This window comes from Scleromatobacter humisilvae (assembly GCF_023231945.1).
Classification (GTDB): domain Bacteria; phylum Pseudomonadota; class Gammaproteobacteria; order Burkholderiales; family Burkholderiaceae_C; genus Scleromatobacter; species Scleromatobacter humisilvae.
In genome coordinates, this window is sequence record NZ_JAJLJH010000005.1 from 200,853 (window position 1) to 217,216 (window position 16,364).

A 16,364-nucleotide genomic window follows, 5' to 3' on the forward strand; every position below is an offset into this window, starting at 1 on the left:
CGGCGAGCGGCGCGAGCGGGGTCGTCATTTCAGGCGACCGACTTCAGCGGTTCCCAGTCGGAGATCAGTCGATGCAGCGTCGCGGCATCGACATCGCCCTTGAGGCGTTCGCGCAGCTCGCGATCCGACAGCATCTCGGCGATCTCGGACAGGATCTCGAGGTGGCGCTGCGTGGCGGCTTCCGGCACCAGCAGGAAGATCAGCAGGCCGACGGGCTCGTCGTCCGGCGCGTCGAACGGGATCGGCTGCTGCACGCGCAGCACGGCGGCGAGCGGATTCTTCAGGCCCTTGACGCGGCCGTGCGGCACGGCGACGCCGTGGCCCAGGCCGGTGGAACCGAGGCGCTCGCGGGCGAACAGGTTGTCGGTGACCGTCGCGCGCGCGATCGCGTGCTGGTTCTCGAACAGCACGCCGGCCTGTTCGAACACGCGCTTCTTGCTGGTGGCGTCCACGCCCACCTGGACGTTGGCAAGAGGAAGGATGGCAGCGAGACGGTTCATGAGCGTACCCGGCGGGTGAGCCGAGTTTCCGTGCGGCGCCCGGTGGTCCCCGGGCTGGAAAATCACCCGGACATCCGGGAATCGAACAGATGATTATAGGAACCGGAAAACCGTGTGCGCACGCGGCAAGTGCGCAGGCTGCACTGTAGTGCCGCAATTGCTGCGACGCAGCAACAATTTCACGATTTTCGGGGCCTGCAGGCTGATTCGGCTCGCGCGGCGAACTCTTGAGCCCACGCCGAAAAGACCCTGATCCAGCATAGCCCAAACGAACAAGGCGGCCGATGGGCCGCCTTGCGTGGATTGTGTCGGGATGTCCGTGCGATCAGGTCGGCAGCGGCATTTCCGGGGCGACCTGGCGCTTGCCGGTCGCGTGGTGATGATCCTGCAGGCGATCCTTGTGGCGAACCACCTGGCGATCGAGCTTGTCCATCAGCTGGTCGATGGCGGCATAGAGGTCTTCATGCGCCTGTTCGACGAAGATGTCCTTCCCCTTGCAATGGAGAGTGACTTCGGCTTTTTGTCGACGTTCCTTTTCCTTGAGGTTTTCCACGGTGAGCAACACGTTGACATCGACGACGGCGTCGAAATGGCGCGTGATCCTGTCGAGCTTGGTCAGGACGTATTCGCGCAAAGCCGGTGTCACTTCCAGATGATGGCCGCTGATCGTCAGATTCATCAGTGCCTCCTTTCAAAGTTGCGATAGACATGGCCCGGAGGATTGAATTCCGGGTCGACCGTGCCGGGCGGATCGGTCGACTGAGGCGCCTGGCACGAGCCCACTATGCGCGCCGACCTCCGGTTTGACCAGTCTCCACAAGCTCGAAAAACCGGGCTATATTCACGTTCTATGACGGGATGGTGACCAGCTCGTCCATGCGCAAATGTCTCCCGACGCCCGTCGGTCGAGCGCGCTCCGAAACGTCTTTCAATCCCGCTGCAACGTGAACTGGATGACGTCGGTATTGCCGCCGTCGAACGCCGCTTCGCAGTACGCCAGGTAGAAGTCCCACAGGTGCACGAAGCGCTGGTCGAAGCCCTGGCGGCGCACGTCGTCCAGGCGCGCCAGGAAGGCGTGGCGCCAGCGGCGCAGCGTCTCGGCGTAGTCGAGGCCGAACGCGAAGCGATCGACCAGGCGCAGCCCCGCGGCCTCGGCGTGCCGCGTGAACAGTGCAGCGGTCGGCAGCATGCCGCCCGGGAACACGTAGCGCTGGATGAAGTCCGACGAGTTCGCGTAGCGCTCGAACAGGTCCTCGCGGATCACGATGGCCTGCACGCAGGCCTTGCCGCCGGGCTTCAGCTGCCGCTGCAGAGTCTGGAAATACGCGTCCCAGTATTCGCGGCCCACGGCCTCGAACATCTCGATGGACACGATGGCGTCGAACGGGCCGTCGGGCACGTCGCGGTAGTCCTGCAGGCGCAGGTCGGCGTGAGGCGCGAGGCCCGCCTGCTCGAGGCGCGACTGCGCCCATGCGAGCTGCTCGGTGGACAGCGTCAGGCCGACGACGTCGATGCCGTCGCGCGCCGCGCTCTCCGCGACCGCGCCCCAGCCGCAGCCGATCTCCAGCAGCCGCTCGCCCGGCTGCACGCCGGTGGCGGCGATCGCGCGGCGCAGCTTGGCGGCCTGCGCCTGCGCGAGCGGCCGCGTGCGGTCGCCGTCGAACCAGGCGCTCGAATAGTTCATCGTCTCGTCGAGCCACAGCGCGTAGAACGCGTTGCCCAGGTCGTAGTGCGCGCTGATGTTGCGCCGGCTGCCGCGCCGCGTGTTGCGGTTCAGCGCGTGCTGGACGCGATGCAGCAGCGAGCCCCACCACGAGCCGTAGATCGCCTTGGCCATCACGTCGCGATTGGCCAGCAGCAGGCGCAGCAGGTCGGGCAGGTGCGGCGTCGTCCAGTCGCCGGCCATGTAGGCCTCGGCGAAGCCGATGTCGCCGGTGCGCATCGTCGCCGCGAAGACCGACCAGTCGTGCACGGTGAGCGTCGCCTGCAGATCGGGTCGCGTGGCGCCGCTCGCCTGGTGCGTCGCGCCGTCGGGCGTGTGCACGGTGAGCGCGCCGGCCCGCAGGCGCGGCAGCAGCGCCAGGGCGGCGCGGGCGGCGGCAGGCGCGCGCGCAGATTTCTCGCGGGCGCCGGCGTCGGTGGACGGCGGAAGCGTTCGGGAACTCATGCGCGATTCTGGGCCGAGGTGGCGTCGTCCGTTGTCGGTGAAAGCCGCGATGCGCCAGCTTCGCGCAAGCCTTCGACGACCGCCGCGCCGCGCGTGACGCGCGCCTGCGGCGGCGCCGGCTTGCCGACGATGGTCAGCTTCTTGAGCCACAGCTTCAGCGCATGCCAGTGGATGCGCGCCACGATGACGGCGGTCATCGCCGGCAGCGTCCACAGCGCGAAGCGCACTGCCCCGCGCGTCAGCGGCTCGATGCGGCCGGACACGCTCGTCAGCAGCAGCGGCGCGCCGTCGACGTGCAGCTCCACCCGCACCGCGGTGCGGCCGCACGCATCGCGCGCCGCGAGGTCGGTGCGCATGAAGCGGAACTGGTACTCGCCGCGCGTCTGGCAGAACGGCGAGACGTGGAACACCTTGGTCGCGGCCAGCGTCCGGCCGAAGCCGATGTCGTCGCCGGCCAGCAGGTAGCAATGGCGCTCGCCGAAGGTGTTGTTGACCTCGACGACGATGGCCGCCAGCGTCTGGTCGGCGCGGTGCGCGTACCAGAAGCTGACCGGCTTGAACGCGACGCCGAACATGCGCGGGATGCAGTGCAGCCAGACCTCGCCGTCGGCGTCGGCGATGCCCTCGCCGGCGAGCAGCTCGTCGAGCCAAGCGAGGCTGTCGCCGCGGCCGTCGCCGTGGTCGGCGTCGCGAAAGCCGAAGAGGGTGCGCCGATTGCGCGTGAGGACGGGGTCCGCCTCGCAGCGCAGCGAGCGCATCGGCAGCATCAGGAAGCACGTCGGATAGGCGAACCCGTGTTCCACCGGCGCGAGGCGCTTGTGGCGCACTTCGCCGAAGCCGATGCGCGCGCGTGCGGGCGTCACGCGGCCTCGCGCAGCGCGCGCGCGTCGGTGTCGCCGACCAGCGGCGCCGCCTGGCGCGCCAGGATCCGATCGGCCACCTGCTGACCCGACTTCAGGCCGTCCTCGTGGAAGCCGTAGCCCGTCCAGGCGCCGCAGAACCACACGTGCGACCGGCCCTGCAGTTCGGCCAGCCGGCCCTGCGCGGCGATGGCGGCGTTGTCGAACACCGGATGCGCGTACGAGATGCGGCGCAGCACGGTGCCCTCGCGCGGCTCGTGCAGCGGATTGAGCGACACGATCACCGGCTGCTTCCACGGCAGCGGCTGCAGCTGGTTGAGCAGGTAGTGCAGGCAGACGTTCTGGCCGTTGACGCCGGCGCTGACGTCGCGCTCGTAGTTCCACGCCGCCCACGCGGCGCGGCGGCGCGGCAGCAGGCGCTCGTCGGTGTGCAGCACGGCCTCGTTGTCCTGGTAGCCGATCGCGCCGAGCGTGCGGCGTTCGTCGGGGCTGGCGTCGGTGAGCATCGCGAGCGCCTGCGGTGCGTGCGCGGCCAGGACGACGTCGTCGAACCACTCGATGCCCTCGCGCGTGCGCACCGACACCCGCCCGCCGTGCGCCGCGCCGAAGCCGGCCTCGCGCGACAGGTCGCGCGCGATGCCCAGCACCGGCGTGGCCAGCCGCACCTCGCCGACGCGCGTCGCCAGCTTGGCGACATACTCGCGCGAGCCGCCGGTCACGGTGAACCATTGCGGACGCTCGCGCACCTGCAGCAGCCCGTGGTTGTGGCAGAAGCGAATCAGCGTGCCCACCGGGAAGCGCAGCATCTGCACCGTCGAACAGGACCAGATGCAGCCGATCATCGGCAGCAGGTAATCGTCGACGAAGGCGCCGCCGAAGCGGTGTTCGACGAGGAACTCGTCCAGCGGCTGCGCCAGTTCGGCATCGACACCGCGCCTGGCCAGCGCGGTCGCGAGCCGGTTGAAGCGCATCAGGTCGATCAGCATGCCGTGGAAGCGCGGACGCAGCAGGTTGCCGCGGTCGGCGAACACGGTGTTGAGGTTGGTGCCGCTCCATTCGAGCTGGCTGCCGTCGGGGCGCGGCGCCTGCACCGAGAACGTCATCTCGGACTTCGCGACCTCGACGCCCAGCTCGGCAAACAGCGCGATCAGGCGCGGATAGGTGCGTTCGTTAAAGACGAGAAAGCCGGTGTCGACGCCGTGCGTGACGTCGCCGTGCGGGCCGGGCAGCGTGACGTCGACCGTGTGGGCATGCCCCCCCAGCCGCGCATCTGCCTCGAAGACGGTGACCTCGCAATGCGGCGCGAGTCGGTGGGCGGCACCGAGTCCGGCGATGCCGGACCCGACAACCGCGATGCGCGGGCGGCTCACGAGAACCCTCCCACGCGACGTCCGCGGGCGGGCGTCGAGGGATAAATGTCGCTGCGCAGCGCCCCTGAGCGAACAAGGGAGGGAGGGAGGAGGAGAAGCGCTCGGGACGTTACGACGGTTGCCCGGCGAAGCTGCGCAGCGAGTAAACCGGCGGAGACGCCGCGCCTGGCGCGGTGGTGCGACGGCGCCGCAGCCCCCGCACAGTTGTTGAGACCGGATTCTGCGCCCGAAGTTCCTGTCGCGACAGCGTCAAGCACCTCGATTTGAGGGGGGATAGGTCGTCCGCTGCATGGGTTGCGCCGGAAACGCAGTATCGATTTGTCCTGGACAAACAGCGGATCTTGATTCGGCATAGCGGGGTAATGTGCCAACGAGTCCCCTGATTGTCCAGGACAAATGTCGATTTCTGCGTTCAAATAGCACACCGTCGAATCTCCTCCGCGGTCTGTTTGGACGAATGTGAATGTCGCGGCTCGCATGCCATGGTTACGTCTGTGCCTCCCTCTTCGGATTCATCGGTCGAGCTGCCCCAGCGCCGCATGGATGAGCCTCTGCTGTCGATCGCCGCCGTCGAGCGCGAGACCGGACTCGGCAAGGACACGCTGCGCGCCTGGGAACGCCGCTACGGCTTTCCGGTGCCGCGGCGCGACGCCGCCGGCGCGCGTGGCTACCCGCGCGCGCTGGTCGACCGCCTCGTGCTGATCCGGCGCGCGCTGCTGGCCGGACAGCGGCCCGGGCGCCTTCTCTCGATGCCGGACGCCGAACTCGACGCGCTGCTGGCCGGCCTCGCGCCCGCGCCGCGCGCGCGCGCGCCCGGGCCCGGCGAGGCGCCGCCGCTCGACATCGCCGAGGGCCTCGCCGCGCTGCGCGCTGGCGGCGCCGAGGCGCTGCGCCACTGGCTCACGCTGGGCCTGGCGCGCACGGGGTTGGCGTCGTTCGTCATCGACGGTGTCGCTCCGCTGACCGTGGCGATCGGCGAGGCCTGGGTCGACGGCCGCATCGCCGTCTACGAGGAGCATCTCTACAGCGAGGCCGTGCAGTCGGTGCTGCGCAGCGCGCTGGTGCCGTTCCAGGCCGGCCTCGAGCTGCGCGGGCCGCGCCTGCTCCTGACGACCGTGCCGGGCGAGGCCCACGGCCTGGGCCTGCTGATGGCCGAGGCGCTGATGACGCTGCAGGCCTGCCGCTGCCTGTCGCTGGGCACGCAGACGCCGCTGGCCGACATCGTCGCCGCCGCCCAGGCGCATCGCATCGACGTCGTCGCGCTGAGCTTCTCCGCGAGCCTCCCCGCCGCGCAGGCGCTGCCGGCGCTGGCCGAGCTGCGCGCCCGGCTGCCCGCGAGCGTGGAAATCTGGGCCGGCGGCGGCTCGCCGGCCCTGCGAGGCTTGCGGATTGCCGGCATCCGGGTCATGAGCCAGCTCGTAGACATCTCCGAGGCGGTTGCCGACTGGCGACACCTTTCCAGCCCGACGGCCGATTGACCGCATTTGCTGAGGGCTGTTCCGGCCGGCGACCGAGACTCATTCGGTATCCTCCGCGGTTTGTCGCACTAATCAACGCTGGTACCGTCTAAAATGGGGCCAGGAGGCTGACGTCAGCATGCTGTATCCCGAACTATTCAAACAACTCGAAGCCGTCCGTTGGGACATGGACAAGGACATCCCCTGGGACTCCTTCGACGCGTCGCAACTGACCGACGAGCAGGCCACCACGATCAAGATGAACGCGATCACCGAGTGGTCGGCATTGCCGGCCACCGAGATGTTCCTGCGCGACAACCGCGATGACAGCGACTTCTGCGCCTTCATGAGCGTCTGGTTCTTCGAGGAGCAGAAGCACTCGCTGGTGCTGATGGAGTACCTGCGCCGCTTCCGCCCCGAGCTGGTGCCGACCGAGGAGGAACTGCACGCAGTGCGCTTCGAGTTCGACCCGGCGCCGGCCCTCGAGACGCTGATGCTGCACTTCTGCGGCGAGATCCGCCTCAACCACTGGTATCGCCGCGCCGCGCAGTGGCACACCGAGCCGGTGATCAAGCACATCTACGAGACGCTCGCGCGCGACGAGGCCCGCCACGGCGGCGCCTACCTGCGCTACATGAAGAAGGCGCTGGCGCGCTTCGGCAACGAGGCCAAGGCCGCGTTCACGAAGGTGGGCGTGCTGATGGCCAGCGCGCGGCGCACGGCGCAGGCGCTGCATCCGACCAACCTGCACGTCAACGCCAACCTGTTCCCGCGCGACACGATCCAGAGCCGCGTGCCCGATCCGCAGTGGCTCGAGGGCTGGCTGGACAAGCAGATCCAGTTCGACGCCGTGTGGGAGAACAAGGTCGTCGAGCGCATCCTCCACAACATGAGCCTGCTGCTCGAACGCAGCTTCGTGTCGGTGCAGGAACTCAATCGCTATCGCAAGGAAGTGACGGCGCTGGTCGCGGCGCGCGTCGCCCCGCCGGCCGCGCCCGATCCGCAGGCGGCCTGATCTCCAGTGCTCTCTTCGCAAACGCCCGGTCCTTCGAGCCGGGCGTTTTGCTTGGTGCACCGGGGGTTTGTCCCGGGGCACCCGAGCGGTGCGGCGACCCGATTCGCGAGAGAGCGGAACCTATAATCGCGCGGCTTTTGTTTGACGACGCGAAGGTGCACGCAAGGGACGCACGCTTCGCATCGACGGTCCTTCCTGCAGCCCGCGCCCCGAGGAATCCATGAGCGAAGAGCAACATCACGAAGAAGAACACGAATCCGGCATCAAGACGCCGAAGCAGCTGATCACCGTGGTCGCCGCCGCGATCATCGTCCCCGTCATCGTGATCATCATGCTCACGCAGTTCGTGACGCTCGACAACAAGAAGTCTCCGGGCTCCGACGTCTTCGCCGCCTCCGCGGTCGCCGCGCGCATCGCGCCGGTCGCCAGCGACGCCGTGTTCGACGCCAGCGCCGTCGTCATCCCCAAGACCGGCCAGCAGGTGTTCGAGGCCCAGTGCACCACCTGCCACACCGCCGGCCTTCTCGGCGCGCCCAAGTTCGGCGACGCTGCCGCCTGGGGCCCGCGCGTGGCCAAGGGCTACGACGCGCTGCTGACCTCGGCGCTGCACGGCAAGGGCAACATGCCGGCGCAAGGCGGCGGCGACTTCAGCGACTACGAAGTCGGCCGCGCGGTCGTCTACATGGCCAACCATGGTGGCGGCAAGCTCGCCGAGCCCGCGGCGCCGGCCGCACCGGCCGCCTCGGCGGCGTCGGGCGCGGCTTCGGACGCGGCGCCTGCTTCGGCTGCGTCGAAGTAAGCCGCGCCGGCCCATTGAAAAAGCCGCCCGCGGGCGGCTTTTGCTTTGGCGCCGCGACTCAGGCCGGGTGTGCGGTCTCGCGCGGCGGATGCCCGTCCCACAGCGCGGCCGGGCTCAGGCAGAAGCCGAAGCGCGCGGGCATCGCGGCGAAGTCCAGCGGCTGCGGCGCCCACAGGCCGGCGTCGACGGCGTCGGCGGCGGCTTCCATGTCCTGCGTGTGCACGATCCCGAAGCCGGCATCGGTGGCCAGGAACAGCCGTCCCTGCTCGTCGACCCAGGCCGACTCCACCGCCGCCGCCTCGCCCGTGTGCGAGCGCACCTCCGGCGCCGCGCCGGCGTGCGCGATCAGGCGCCACACGTGCGGCGCCGCCTCCAGTTCGACGTAGACGCGCTGCGGGCCGTTCTGGAAGTACCACGCGCCCTCGGGCGTGCCTTCGTAGTTGCGCTCGATGAACTCGCGCAGCTGGCGATGCTCGATGCGACTGCCCTTGGCGAGCGGGAAGGCGCCGGCGGCCTGCGTGCGGTCGTCGCGCATGTACCAGTCGCCGCGGGCGTCGAGCGCCAGCCAGCCCGTGCAGGCCGGCACGTTGGGCCATTTCTTCAGTGCGGCGCGCACCATGTCGTCCATGCCGGCTCCTCGAGGTTCGTGTCGCCCGCCGCGGGCAGCTCAGTGATTGTGGCTCTTGAGCCAGCCGAACACCGAGGTGGGCATCTTCAGCATGTTGCCGGGCGGCAAGGCGCCGCCTGCGAAGCCGACGTGGCCGCCGTGCCGAGGCTGCCACAGCGTGACGTGCTCGCCGACTTCGGACTGCTTCGGCAGCGACTCCGCCGGGATGAACGGATCGTTGAGCGCGTTGAGCACCAGCGCGGGCACGCGGATGTCGCTCAGCCTGGGCTTGGCCGAGGCCCGCTTCCAGTAGTCCTCGGTGTCGCGGAAGCCGTGCAGCGGCGCGGTGAAGACGTTGTCGAACTCGTACAGGTTGCGCGCGGCGAGCAGCTTGCGCTCGTCGAACAGGCCCGGATGCTGGCGCAGCTTGGCGAGTGCCTTGGGCTTCATCGTGCCGAGGAACATGCGCGTGTAGGTGTAGAGCCCGAAGCCGCGGCCGATCGCGTGGCCGCCGGCGGCCAGGTCGACCGGCGAGCACACGGCCGCCACGGCGTGCACCTTCCGGGCGGCCTGCGTGCCCGACTCCTCGGCCCAGCGCAGCAGCATGTTGCCGCCGAGAGAGATGCCCACGGCCAGCACCGGCCCGCCGCGGCGTTCCGCCATGCGGTGCAGGATCCACTCGACCTCTTCGTAATCGCCCGAGTGATAGGCGCGCGGGGCCAGGTTGAGCTCGCCCGAGCAGCCGCGGAAGTGGGGCACCGCGTACGACCAGCCCTGGTCGCGCGCCAGGCAGGCGAAGGCCTTGGCGTAGCCGCTCCTGGACGAGCCCTCGAGGCCGTGGAACAGGATCAGCAGCGGGCGCGCGGCAGCGTCGGCGGCGCTGATGTCGGGCGGATCGACGAGGAAGTCGACGTCGATGAAATCGTCATCGGGCGTCGTCCAGCGTTCGCGCCGGAAGCGCGGCGCCTCGCCGGTGGTCGCGCGCGAGAACAGCGACGGCCAGATCGTTTGCAGGTGCCCGCCCGGCAGCCACCAAGGCGCGCGGTGCGAGAAGGTGCTGTGGGAAGACATGACGGCGGCCATCTGGATTGCTCGAGGATAGTGACTTGAGGGCGCTCGAGCAATCCATGTGCCCAACAGCATTCAGGGAAATGTCAGTGAAGGACGGAAGGCAGGTCGATGATCTCGGGGATCTCGTCCGGCGCGCCCGGGCTCGCGTGGTGGGCGACCATGCGCCAGCCCTGGCTCGTCTTCAGGTAGACGTTGGTCGCGACGATCCAGCCGGTCTGCGGCCCGTCGACGGTGACCACGTCGATGCGCTCGAGCACGCTGTGCACCGCGCAGCCCATCGCGTGCACCTGCTTGACGTGCTCGGGGTGCACCGCGATGTGGCCGCCCGCGAAGACGGACTCGAACGCGGCGCGCACGGCCTGCGGGCCGACCACGCGGGTGCCGCCGGGGTGCACGCAGACGATCTCGTCGTCGTCGGCCCAGACGGCCATCACGCGTTCCAGGTCGCCGTCGCGCAGGGCGTCGTAGAACTGGGCTTCGCAGTCCTCGGGCGAGGCGTGCAGCGCGGCCGCGCGGGCTTTCGGATGGGGCATGCGTCGGAGTCCTGCTCGGTTCAGTTGAACACCACGGTCTTGCGGCCGTTGCGAAGCACGCGATGTTCCACGTGCCAGCGCACGGCGCGCGCGAGGACGACGCATTCGACGTCGCGGCCGATGGCGGTGATGTCCTCGGGCGTCAGCGTGTGGTCGACGCGCTCGACGTCCTGCTCGATGATCGGGCCTTCGTCGAGGTCGGCCGTCACGTAGTGCGCGGTGGCGCCTATCAGCTTCACGCCGCGGTCGTGCGCCTGGTAGTACGGCTTCGCGCCCTTGAAGCTGGGCAGGAAGCTGTGGTGGATGTTGATGGCGCGGTTCTCGAGCACGCCGCACAGCTCGGGCGACAGGATCTGCATGTAGCGCGCGAGCACCACCAGGTCGACCGCTTCCTGGTCGACGATCGCCTGCACCGCCTGCTCCTGCTCGCGCTTGGCCTGCGCGCTGGCGCCCGGCGCGAGCGGCAGGTGGTGGAACGGCAGGCCGTAGCTCGCGGCCAGTTCGGCGAAGGCCGTGTGGTTGGAGACGATGGCCGGGATGTCGACGTCCAGCTGCCCCGAGTGCCAGCGAAACAGCAGGTCGTTCAGGCAGTGCCCGTGCTGGCTCACCATCAGCAGCACGCGCGGGCGGCGCGCCAGCGAATGCAGCTGCGAATCCATCTCGAACTGCTGCGTCACGTTGGACAGCATCCGGTTCAGCGTCGCGACGTCGGCCAGCTGCGGCGGCGCCTCGAAGTGCACGCGCATGAAGAAGCGGCCGGTGGCGCCGGGGCCGATCAGGTCGCCGAACTGCTGCGAGTCGATGATGTTGCAGCCGGCCTGGAACAGCAGCCCCGAGACGGCGTGCACGATGCCCTTGGTGTCGCGGCACGACAGCCGGAGGATGAATTCGCGCTCGCGCGTGATGTTTGCCTGCATTCGCCGCATTGTAAGTAGCCCTCGCCACTGCTGGGCACGTGGGTTGCCAAACTGGCCTTCGCCATCCGCACACTCACAAGAAGATCCCAGATGCCCCCCGTCCGTCCGCTGTTGTCCCGCGCCGCCAGCGCCTGCTCGTTCGCGCTGCTCGCGGCCTGCAGCTCGCTTCCCACGATCGCGCCGGACACCGCGGAGGCCGCGGGAACGGGCGGCGTGCGGATCGACGGCGCCCACGGCCCGCTGTCGCCCGACGCGCAGAAGCGCGTGCTCGCCCGCCTGCAGGCCGCGGGTCAGGACACCGACATCTTCCAGCGCCACCTCGCGTACGAGCAGGAGATCGTCGGCTCGCCGCTGTCCGCCGGCAACCGCGTCACGCTGCTGCAGGACGGCCCGTCCACCTACCAGGCGCTGTACGCCGCGATGGCCGGCGCGAAGAACTCCATCGACATGGAGAGCTACATCATCGAGGACGACGAGGTCGGTCGCCGCTTCGCCACCGAGCTCAAGGCGGCGGTCGCGCGCGGCGTGGTCGTCAACCTGGTCTACGACAGCGTCGGCTCGATCGACACGCCCAAGGCCTACTTCGAAGACCTCGCCGCGCACGGCGTCAACACGCTGCAGTTCAACCCGATCGATCCGCTCAAGGCGAAGGCCGGCTGGGACGTCAACTCGCGCGACCACCGCAAGCTCACGATCGTCGACGGCCGCACCGCCTTCGTCGGCGGCATCAACATCAGCAGCGTCTATTCGGGCGGCTCGTTCCGCCAGCACACGAAGTACGAACCGGGCCACGGCCAGAAGGTGCCCTGGCGCGACACCGACCTGCAGATCGACGGCCCCGTCGTCGCCGACTTCCAGAAGCTGTTCATGGACACCTGGGCACGCCAGAAGGGCAAGGCGATGGCGAGCGCGGACTACTTCCCGCAGGTCGAGCGCCAGGGCGACGTCGTCGTGCGCGCGATCGGCGGCACGTCCACCGAGCCCTACAGCCAGATCTACGCGACGCTGCTATCGGCGGTCCGCAGTTCGTCGACGTCGATCCTGCTGGCCAACGCCTACTTCGACCCCGACCCGCAGCTGATGGGCGCGATCAAGGATGCTGCCAAGCGCGGTGTCGACGTGCAGCTGCTGCTGCCCAGCGTCAGCGACACCTGGCTCGTGAGCGCCGCGGGCCGGCGCCACTACGGCGAGCTGCTGGAGGCCGGCGTGAAGATCTACGAGCGCCAGGGCGCGCTGCTGCATTCGAAGACCACGCTGATCGACGGCGTCTGGTGCGCGGTGGGGTCGACCAACCTGGACTGGCGCAGCTTCCTGCACAACGACGAGATCGACGCCATCGTGCTGAGCCCAGCGTTCGGCGACCAGATGCGCGCCGCGTTCGCCAACGACCTCGCGCAGTCGCAGCAGCTGACCTTGGACAAATGGCAGAGTCGCGGATTGTTCCCCCGGCTGCAGGAATGGAGCGCCGGGATGTGGGAGTATTGGCTATGAGTTTCGAACAACCCTTCACGCTCGCTCGGCGCGGTCATGCGGCGAACCGCCTTCTGCAGGCGACGCTCGTCGCCTGCGCGCTGTTGGCGGCGACGGGCGCCGCGCAGGCGCAGGACGCCGCGGCGCTTCACGCGAAGTTCGAATCGCTGCAGGACAAGCTCGCGCACAACGCCTACGGCCGCCCGCTGGTGCTGCAGTCGACGCAGGCCGGCGACCACCTCGAGGGCGAGGTCTACGCGCGCGTCGACCAGCCGTACCCGATGGTGCAGAAGGCGCTGCAGGGCACCGACAACTGGTGCGGCATCCTGATCCTGCACCTCAACGTGAAGATGTGCCACGCGCAGCCCGCGGGGCTGGACATGGCGCTGGGCCGCAAGTACGACCAGCCGGTCGACGATGCCTACAAGCTGCACTTCGACTACAAGCTCGCGAGCGACGGCCCCGACTACCTGAAGGCGGAGCTGACGTCCGGCGACGGCCCGCTGGGCACCAAGGACTACCGCATCGCCGTCGAGGCCGCGCCGCTCGACGCCGCCCACACGATGCTGCACATGAGCTACGCCTACGGCTTCGGCTTCACGGCGCGCGTGGCGTTGAACGCCTACCTGTCGACGGCCGGGGCGGACAAGGTCGGCTTCAGCGTTTCCGGCAAGGACGCCGACGGCAAGCCCACCTACGTCGGCGGCGTGCGCGGGCTGGTCGAGCGCAACACGATGCGCTACTACCTCGCGATCGACGACTACGTCGCCACGCCGGCGCCGTCGCAGCTCGAGCAACGCCTCAACACCTGGTTCGACGCGACCGAGCGATATCCGCGCCAGTTGCACGAGGTGGAGAAGAACGACTATCTGGTGATGAAGCGGGAAGAGGCCAAGCGCTGAGCGCGGCCGCATCCGCATGCAGCGCCTCGACGGACTCGCGGAGCGACGTCTCGGCACGGCAGGCGCTGGCGAGGACGCATGACAAGCTCAGCACGAGAAGGACGCGCACGGGCAAGGCCTCGCTTCGATCGAAGCGCGAAGCCTGCGCGGTGGCGCCAGAATGCGGTCATGGATCGCAACGCCCCGTCTCCCCGCTCGCGCCGATGCCGCGCGTCCGCCGCATGACCATCGCCCCCTACCTGCGCGAGATCGGCCGCGGCAAGGACGGCGCGCGTTCGCTCACGCGCGAGCAGTCGGCCGACCTGATGGCGCGCCTGCTCGATGGCGAGGTGGGCGACGTCGAGGCCGGCGCATTCGCGATCGCGATGCGCATCAAGGGCGAGACGCCCGAGGAGCTGGCCGGCTTCATGGACGCCGTCGCGCTGCGCCTGCTGCCGCTGCCCGCGCCGCCGGCGACGGGCGCCGTGGTGCTGCCGTCGTACAACGGCGCGCGCCGGCTGCCCAACCTCGTGCCGCTGCTCGCGCTGCAGCTCGCCCGCGAGGGGCTGCCGGTGCTGGTGCACGGCCTCGAGGAGGATCCCGGACGCGTCACGACGGCCGCGGTGTTCGAGGCGCTGGGCCTGCCGCCGGTGCGCGACGCCGCCGGCGTGGCCGCGCGCTGGGCAGCCGGCGCGCCGGCCTTCATCGCCACCGACGACCTGCATCCGTCGCTCGCGCGCGTGCTCGCGCTGCGGCGCCTGATCGGCCTGCGCAATCCGGCGCACTCGCTGGCCAAGCTGCTGCCGGCGCTCGGGCCGGCGCGCCAGGCGGTGCGCGTCGTCAACCACACGCATCCCGAATACGCGACCAGCCTCGGCGAGTTCCTCGCGCGCACGCGGGCGACGGCGCTGCTGATGCGCGGCACCGAAGGCGAGCCGGTGGCCGACGCGCGGCGCTGTCCGCGGCTGACGGCCTTTCTCGATGGCGTCGAGCAGCCGGCGCTGTCGGTGGAGGCGCAGGGCGGCTCGCTGGTGTCGGTGCCGGAGCTGCCGCCCGCGATCGACCCCGCGTCGACCGCGGCCTACATCGCGGACGTGATGTCCGGCGCCAGGCCGCTGCCCACGCCGATCGCCACGCAGATGATGGCCCTGCGCGCGCTGGCCGACGCCGCGCGCGACTGACGACGAGACTTCAGGCCGCCGGCAGGCTGACGCGGAAGATCGATCCGACGCCGAGCTTGCTCTGCACCGTGATGCGGCCGCCCATCAACTGCGTCAGCGATTGCGACAGCGCCAGGCCCAGCCCGGCGCCCGAGATGCCCGAGGCCTCGCGGCCGAGGCGGTTGAACGGCTGGAACAGGCGCGCGCGGTCGGCGGGACTGATGCCGTGGCCGGTGTCCTGCACCTCGATGTGCCACTCGTCGTCCGCGGGCTGGGCGCGCAGCGTCACGCTGCCGCCGGTGCGGTTGTACTTGACGGCGTTGCTCAGCAGGTTGGTCAGCACCTGGCGCAGGCGCGTCGGATCGGCGTGCACGACTGCCGCGTGCTCGGGGGCGGCGCCGGCGTCGGGATCCTCGCAGTGGACGCTGACGTGCGCGCTGTCGGCCTGCGCCCGGCACCAGGCGACACAGGACTCGAGCAGCGGCGCCAGCGCGACGTCCTGCAGGTGGATCGGCAGGTGCGCGGCCTCGGCCAGCGACAGGTCGAGCAGGTCGCCGATCATCGCGAGCAGGTGGTCGCCGGCCTCGTGGATCATGCGCACCTGGCGGCGCTGCGCGGGCATCGCGGCGAGCGCGGGGTCGGTGTCGAGCAACTGCGCGAAGCCCAGCACCGCATTCAGCGGCGTGCGCAGCTCGTGGCTGATGCGCGAGAGGAACATCGTCTTGGCGCTGTTGGCGGCCTCCGCGGCGAGGCGATCGCGCTGCGCCTGCTCGAGTTCGCGCAGCAGCGTGGCGTCGGTCTGCGTGCCGAACATGCGCGTCGGCCGGCCGCGTCGATCCCATTCGACGATGCGGCCGCGCTCCTCGATCCAGCGCCACTGGTCGTTGGCCGCGCGCGCCCGGTAGACCGCGCGATACATCGGCTCCTCGCCGCGAACGTGCGCGTCGAAGGCCTTGTCGACCGCCGCCTTGTCGTCGGGATGGATGACGCGATCCCAGTCGGCCTGCGTGTGGCCCAGCGTGTTCATCGGATAGCCGAGCAGGCGCTCGCCCTCGTCGATGTCGCCCAGCACGTCGGTGGACAGGTCCCACTCCCACACATACGTGCCGGCCTCGTGCATCGCGCGGCGTTGCAGCGCGAGCGAGCCGGGCAGCGCGTGGCCGGCGTGCTCGATCAGGCCGGCCAGCAGCGCGGCGGCGGTGTCGCGCGCCGGCATGAGGCGGTCGCCCCAGTCGTCGATGCCCAGGCCGTCGGGCAGCGGGACGCGCAGCTCGCCGACGACCGTGCCGGAGTGGCTGCAGGACCAGGCCGTCTCGGCCGCGCCGGGCGGCACGGACCCGCGCACGGGGGGGCGCGCGTGGATCGGCGGCATCGACAAGTCGCCGTCGGGCGGCTGCGGCCAGAGCCAGCGTTCGGCGCCGGTGAGCGACGCCAGCGCGCGCATCAGCGTCGCCAGTGCGTGCGCGTGGTCGCTGCGGCGCGCGTGATCCAGCAGCGCGGCGTAGGCCAGCGCGCGCACCTGGTCGAGCGTGGGCGCCGGCGAGGACATGCCGGCGT

Annotated in this window: 16 protein-coding genes; 6 read left to right on the top strand and 10 right to left on the bottom strand. The window is 70.0% G+C overall.

The window, feature by feature from the left end; all coding sequences use genetic code 11:
* Window positions 1-29: 29 nt before the first annotated feature.
* From LPC04_RS18435 to LPC04_RS18455, 5 genes are all read right to left on the bottom strand, one after another.
* Window positions 30-500, bottom strand: a complete 471-nt coding sequence (locus LPC04_RS18435; RefSeq protein ID WP_275683727.1) for a PTS sugar transporter subunit IIA — start codon at window positions 498-500, stop codon at window positions 30-32.
* 325 nt (window positions 501-825) lie between these two features.
* The gene (hpf, locus tag LPC04_RS18440; RefSeq protein WP_275683728.1) at window positions 826-1,179 is read right to left on the bottom strand and encodes a ribosome hibernation-promoting factor, HPF/YfiA family; all 354 of its coding nucleotides are present in this window, start codon (window positions 1,177-1,179) and stop codon (window positions 826-828) included.
* A 249-nt stretch (window positions 1,180-1,428) separates the two neighbouring features.
* Window positions 1,429-2,667 carry an SAM-dependent methyltransferase gene (locus LPC04_RS18445; RefSeq protein WP_275683729.1) on the bottom strand — a complete coding sequence of 413 codons (1,239 nt, stop codon included), beginning with the start codon at window positions 2,665-2,667 and terminating at the stop codon, window positions 1,429-1,431.
* On the bottom strand, window positions 2,664-3,530 hold the full coding sequence (locus tag LPC04_RS18450; protein ID WP_275683730.1) for a DUF1365 domain-containing protein: 867 nt from the start codon (window positions 3,528-3,530) through the stop codon (window positions 2,664-2,666). The genes LPC04_RS18445 and LPC04_RS18450 overlap by 4 nt, the downstream gene beginning before the upstream one ends.
* On the bottom strand, window positions 3,527-4,897 hold the full coding sequence (locus LPC04_RS18455; protein WP_275683731.1) for an NAD(P)/FAD-dependent oxidoreductase: 1,371 nt from the start codon (window positions 4,895-4,897) through the stop codon (window positions 3,527-3,529). The genes LPC04_RS18450 and LPC04_RS18455 overlap by 4 nt, the downstream gene beginning before the upstream one ends.
* A gap of 539 nt (window positions 4,898-5,436) precedes the next feature.
* On the opposite strand from LPC04_RS18455, the gene LPC04_RS18460 reads away from it, so the two are divergent.
* From LPC04_RS18460 to LPC04_RS18470, 3 genes are all read left to right on the top strand, one after another.
* Complete coding sequence (locus LPC04_RS18460) at window positions 5,437-6,375, top strand: MerR family transcriptional regulator (protein ID WP_275683732.1); 939 nt, start codon at window positions 5,437-5,439, stop codon at window positions 6,373-6,375.
* 118 nt (window positions 6,376-6,493) lie between these two features.
* On the top strand, window positions 6,494-7,369 hold the full coding sequence (locus tag LPC04_RS18465; RefSeq protein ID WP_275683733.1) for a ferritin family protein: 876 nt from the start codon (window positions 6,494-6,496) through the stop codon (window positions 7,367-7,369).
* A 220-nt stretch (window positions 7,370-7,589) separates the two neighbouring features.
* Entirely contained in the window at window positions 7,590-8,168 is a 579-nt protein-coding gene (locus LPC04_RS18470) for a c-type cytochrome (RefSeq protein ID WP_275683734.1), read from the top strand.
* 58 nt (window positions 8,169-8,226) lie between these two features.
* On the opposite strand, the gene LPC04_RS18475 is transcribed toward LPC04_RS18470, so the two are convergent.
* The 4 genes from LPC04_RS18475 to purU all read right to left on the bottom strand — a co-directional run bounded on the left by LPC04_RS18475 (window position 8,227) and on the right by purU (window position 11,284).
* Window positions 8,227-8,796 carry a DUF2946 family protein gene (locus LPC04_RS18475; RefSeq protein WP_275683735.1) on the bottom strand — a complete coding sequence of 190 codons (570 nt, stop codon included), beginning with the start codon at window positions 8,794-8,796 and terminating at the stop codon, window positions 8,227-8,229.
* 39 nt (window positions 8,797-8,835) lie between these two features.
* Window positions 8,836-9,846, bottom strand: a complete 1,011-nt coding sequence (locus LPC04_RS18480; RefSeq protein WP_275683736.1) for a YheT family hydrolase — start codon at window positions 9,844-9,846, stop codon at window positions 8,836-8,838.
* A gap of 83 nt (window positions 9,847-9,929) precedes the next feature.
* Window positions 9,930-10,379, bottom strand: coding sequence for a YybH family protein (locus LPC04_RS18485; protein ID WP_275683737.1), 450 nt, complete (start codon window positions 10,377-10,379; stop codon window positions 9,930-9,932).
* A 20-nt stretch (window positions 10,380-10,399) separates the two neighbouring features.
* Window positions 10,400-11,284 carry a formyltetrahydrofolate deformylase gene (purU, locus tag LPC04_RS18490; protein ID WP_275683825.1) on the bottom strand — a complete coding sequence of 295 codons (885 nt, stop codon included), beginning with the start codon at window positions 11,282-11,284 and terminating at the stop codon, window positions 10,400-10,402.
* Window positions 11,285-11,386: 102 nt separating this feature from the next.
* On the opposite strand from purU, the gene LPC04_RS18495 reads away from it, so the two are divergent.
* From LPC04_RS18495 to ybiB, 3 genes are all read left to right on the top strand, one after another.
* Entirely contained in the window at window positions 11,387-12,787 is a 1,401-nt protein-coding gene (locus LPC04_RS18495) for a phospholipase D-like domain-containing protein (RefSeq protein WP_275683738.1), read from the top strand.
* Complete coding sequence (locus LPC04_RS18500) at window positions 12,784-13,668, top strand: hypothetical protein (RefSeq protein ID WP_275683739.1); 885 nt, start codon at window positions 12,784-12,786, stop codon at window positions 13,666-13,668. Before LPC04_RS18495 ends, LPC04_RS18500 begins: the two co-directional genes overlap by 4 nt.
* A 221-nt stretch (window positions 13,669-13,889) precedes the next feature.
* Window positions 13,890-14,828, top strand: coding sequence for a DNA-binding protein YbiB (gene ybiB / locus LPC04_RS18505; protein WP_275683740.1), 939 nt, complete (start codon window positions 13,890-13,892; stop codon window positions 14,826-14,828).
* A gap of 10 nt (window positions 14,829-14,838) precedes the next feature.
* Here the strand turns inward: ybiB and LPC04_RS18510 are convergent, their stop codons facing one another.
* Entirely contained in the window at window positions 14,839-16,356 is a 1,518-nt protein-coding gene (locus LPC04_RS18510; protein ID WP_275683741.1) for a sensor histidine kinase, read from the bottom strand.
* Between the last annotated feature and the right edge of the window lie 8 nt (window positions 16,357-16,364).

Bases quoted from the DNA above. Each gene is read 5' to 3' on its own strand.
- LPC04_RS18460 (WP_275683732.1), top strand. From the start codon at position 5,437: ATGGATGAGCCTCTGCTGTCGATCGCCGCCGTCGAGCGCGAGACCGGA.
- LPC04_RS18480 (WP_275683736.1), bottom strand. From the start codon at position 9,846: ATGTCTTCCCACAGCACCTTCTCGCACCGCGCGCCTTGGTGGCTGCCG.
- LPC04_RS18485 (WP_275683737.1), bottom strand. From the start codon at position 10,379: ATGCCCCATCCGAAAGCCCGCGCGGCCGCGCTGCACGCCTCGCCCGAG.
- LPC04_RS18435 (WP_275683727.1), bottom strand. From the start codon at position 500: ATGAACCGTCTCGCTGCCATCCTTCCTCTTGCCAACGTCCAGGTGGGC.
- LPC04_RS18470 (WP_275683734.1), top strand. From the start codon at position 7,590: ATGAGCGAAGAGCAACATCACGAAGAAGAACACGAATCCGGCATCAAG.
- LPC04_RS18475 (WP_275683735.1), bottom strand. From the start codon at position 8,796: ATGGACGACATGGTGCGCGCCGCACTGAAGAAATGGCCCAACGTGCCG.
- LPC04_RS18445 (WP_275683729.1), bottom strand. From the start codon at position 2,667: ATGAGTTCCCGAACGCTTCCGCCGTCCACCGACGCCGGCGCCCGCGAG.
- ybiB (WP_275683740.1), top strand. From the start codon at position 13,890: ATGACCATCGCCCCCTACCTGCGCGAGATCGGCCGCGGCAAGGACGGC.
- LPC04_RS18500 (WP_275683739.1), top strand. From the start codon at position 12,784: ATGAGTTTCGAACAACCCTTCACGCTCGCTCGGCGCGGTCATGCGGCG.
- LPC04_RS18510 (WP_275683741.1), bottom strand. From the start codon at position 16,356: ATGTCCTCGCCGGCGCCCACGCTCGACCAGGTGCGCGCGCTGGCCTAC.
- LPC04_RS18465 (WP_275683733.1), top strand. From the start codon at position 6,494: ATGCTGTATCCCGAACTATTCAAACAACTCGAAGCCGTCCGTTGGGAC.
- hpf (WP_275683728.1), bottom strand. From the start codon at position 1,179: ATGAATCTGACGATCAGCGGCCATCATCTGGAAGTGACACCGGCTTTG.
- LPC04_RS18495 (WP_275683738.1), top strand. From the start codon at position 11,387: ATGCCCCCCGTCCGTCCGCTGTTGTCCCGCGCCGCCAGCGCCTGCTCG.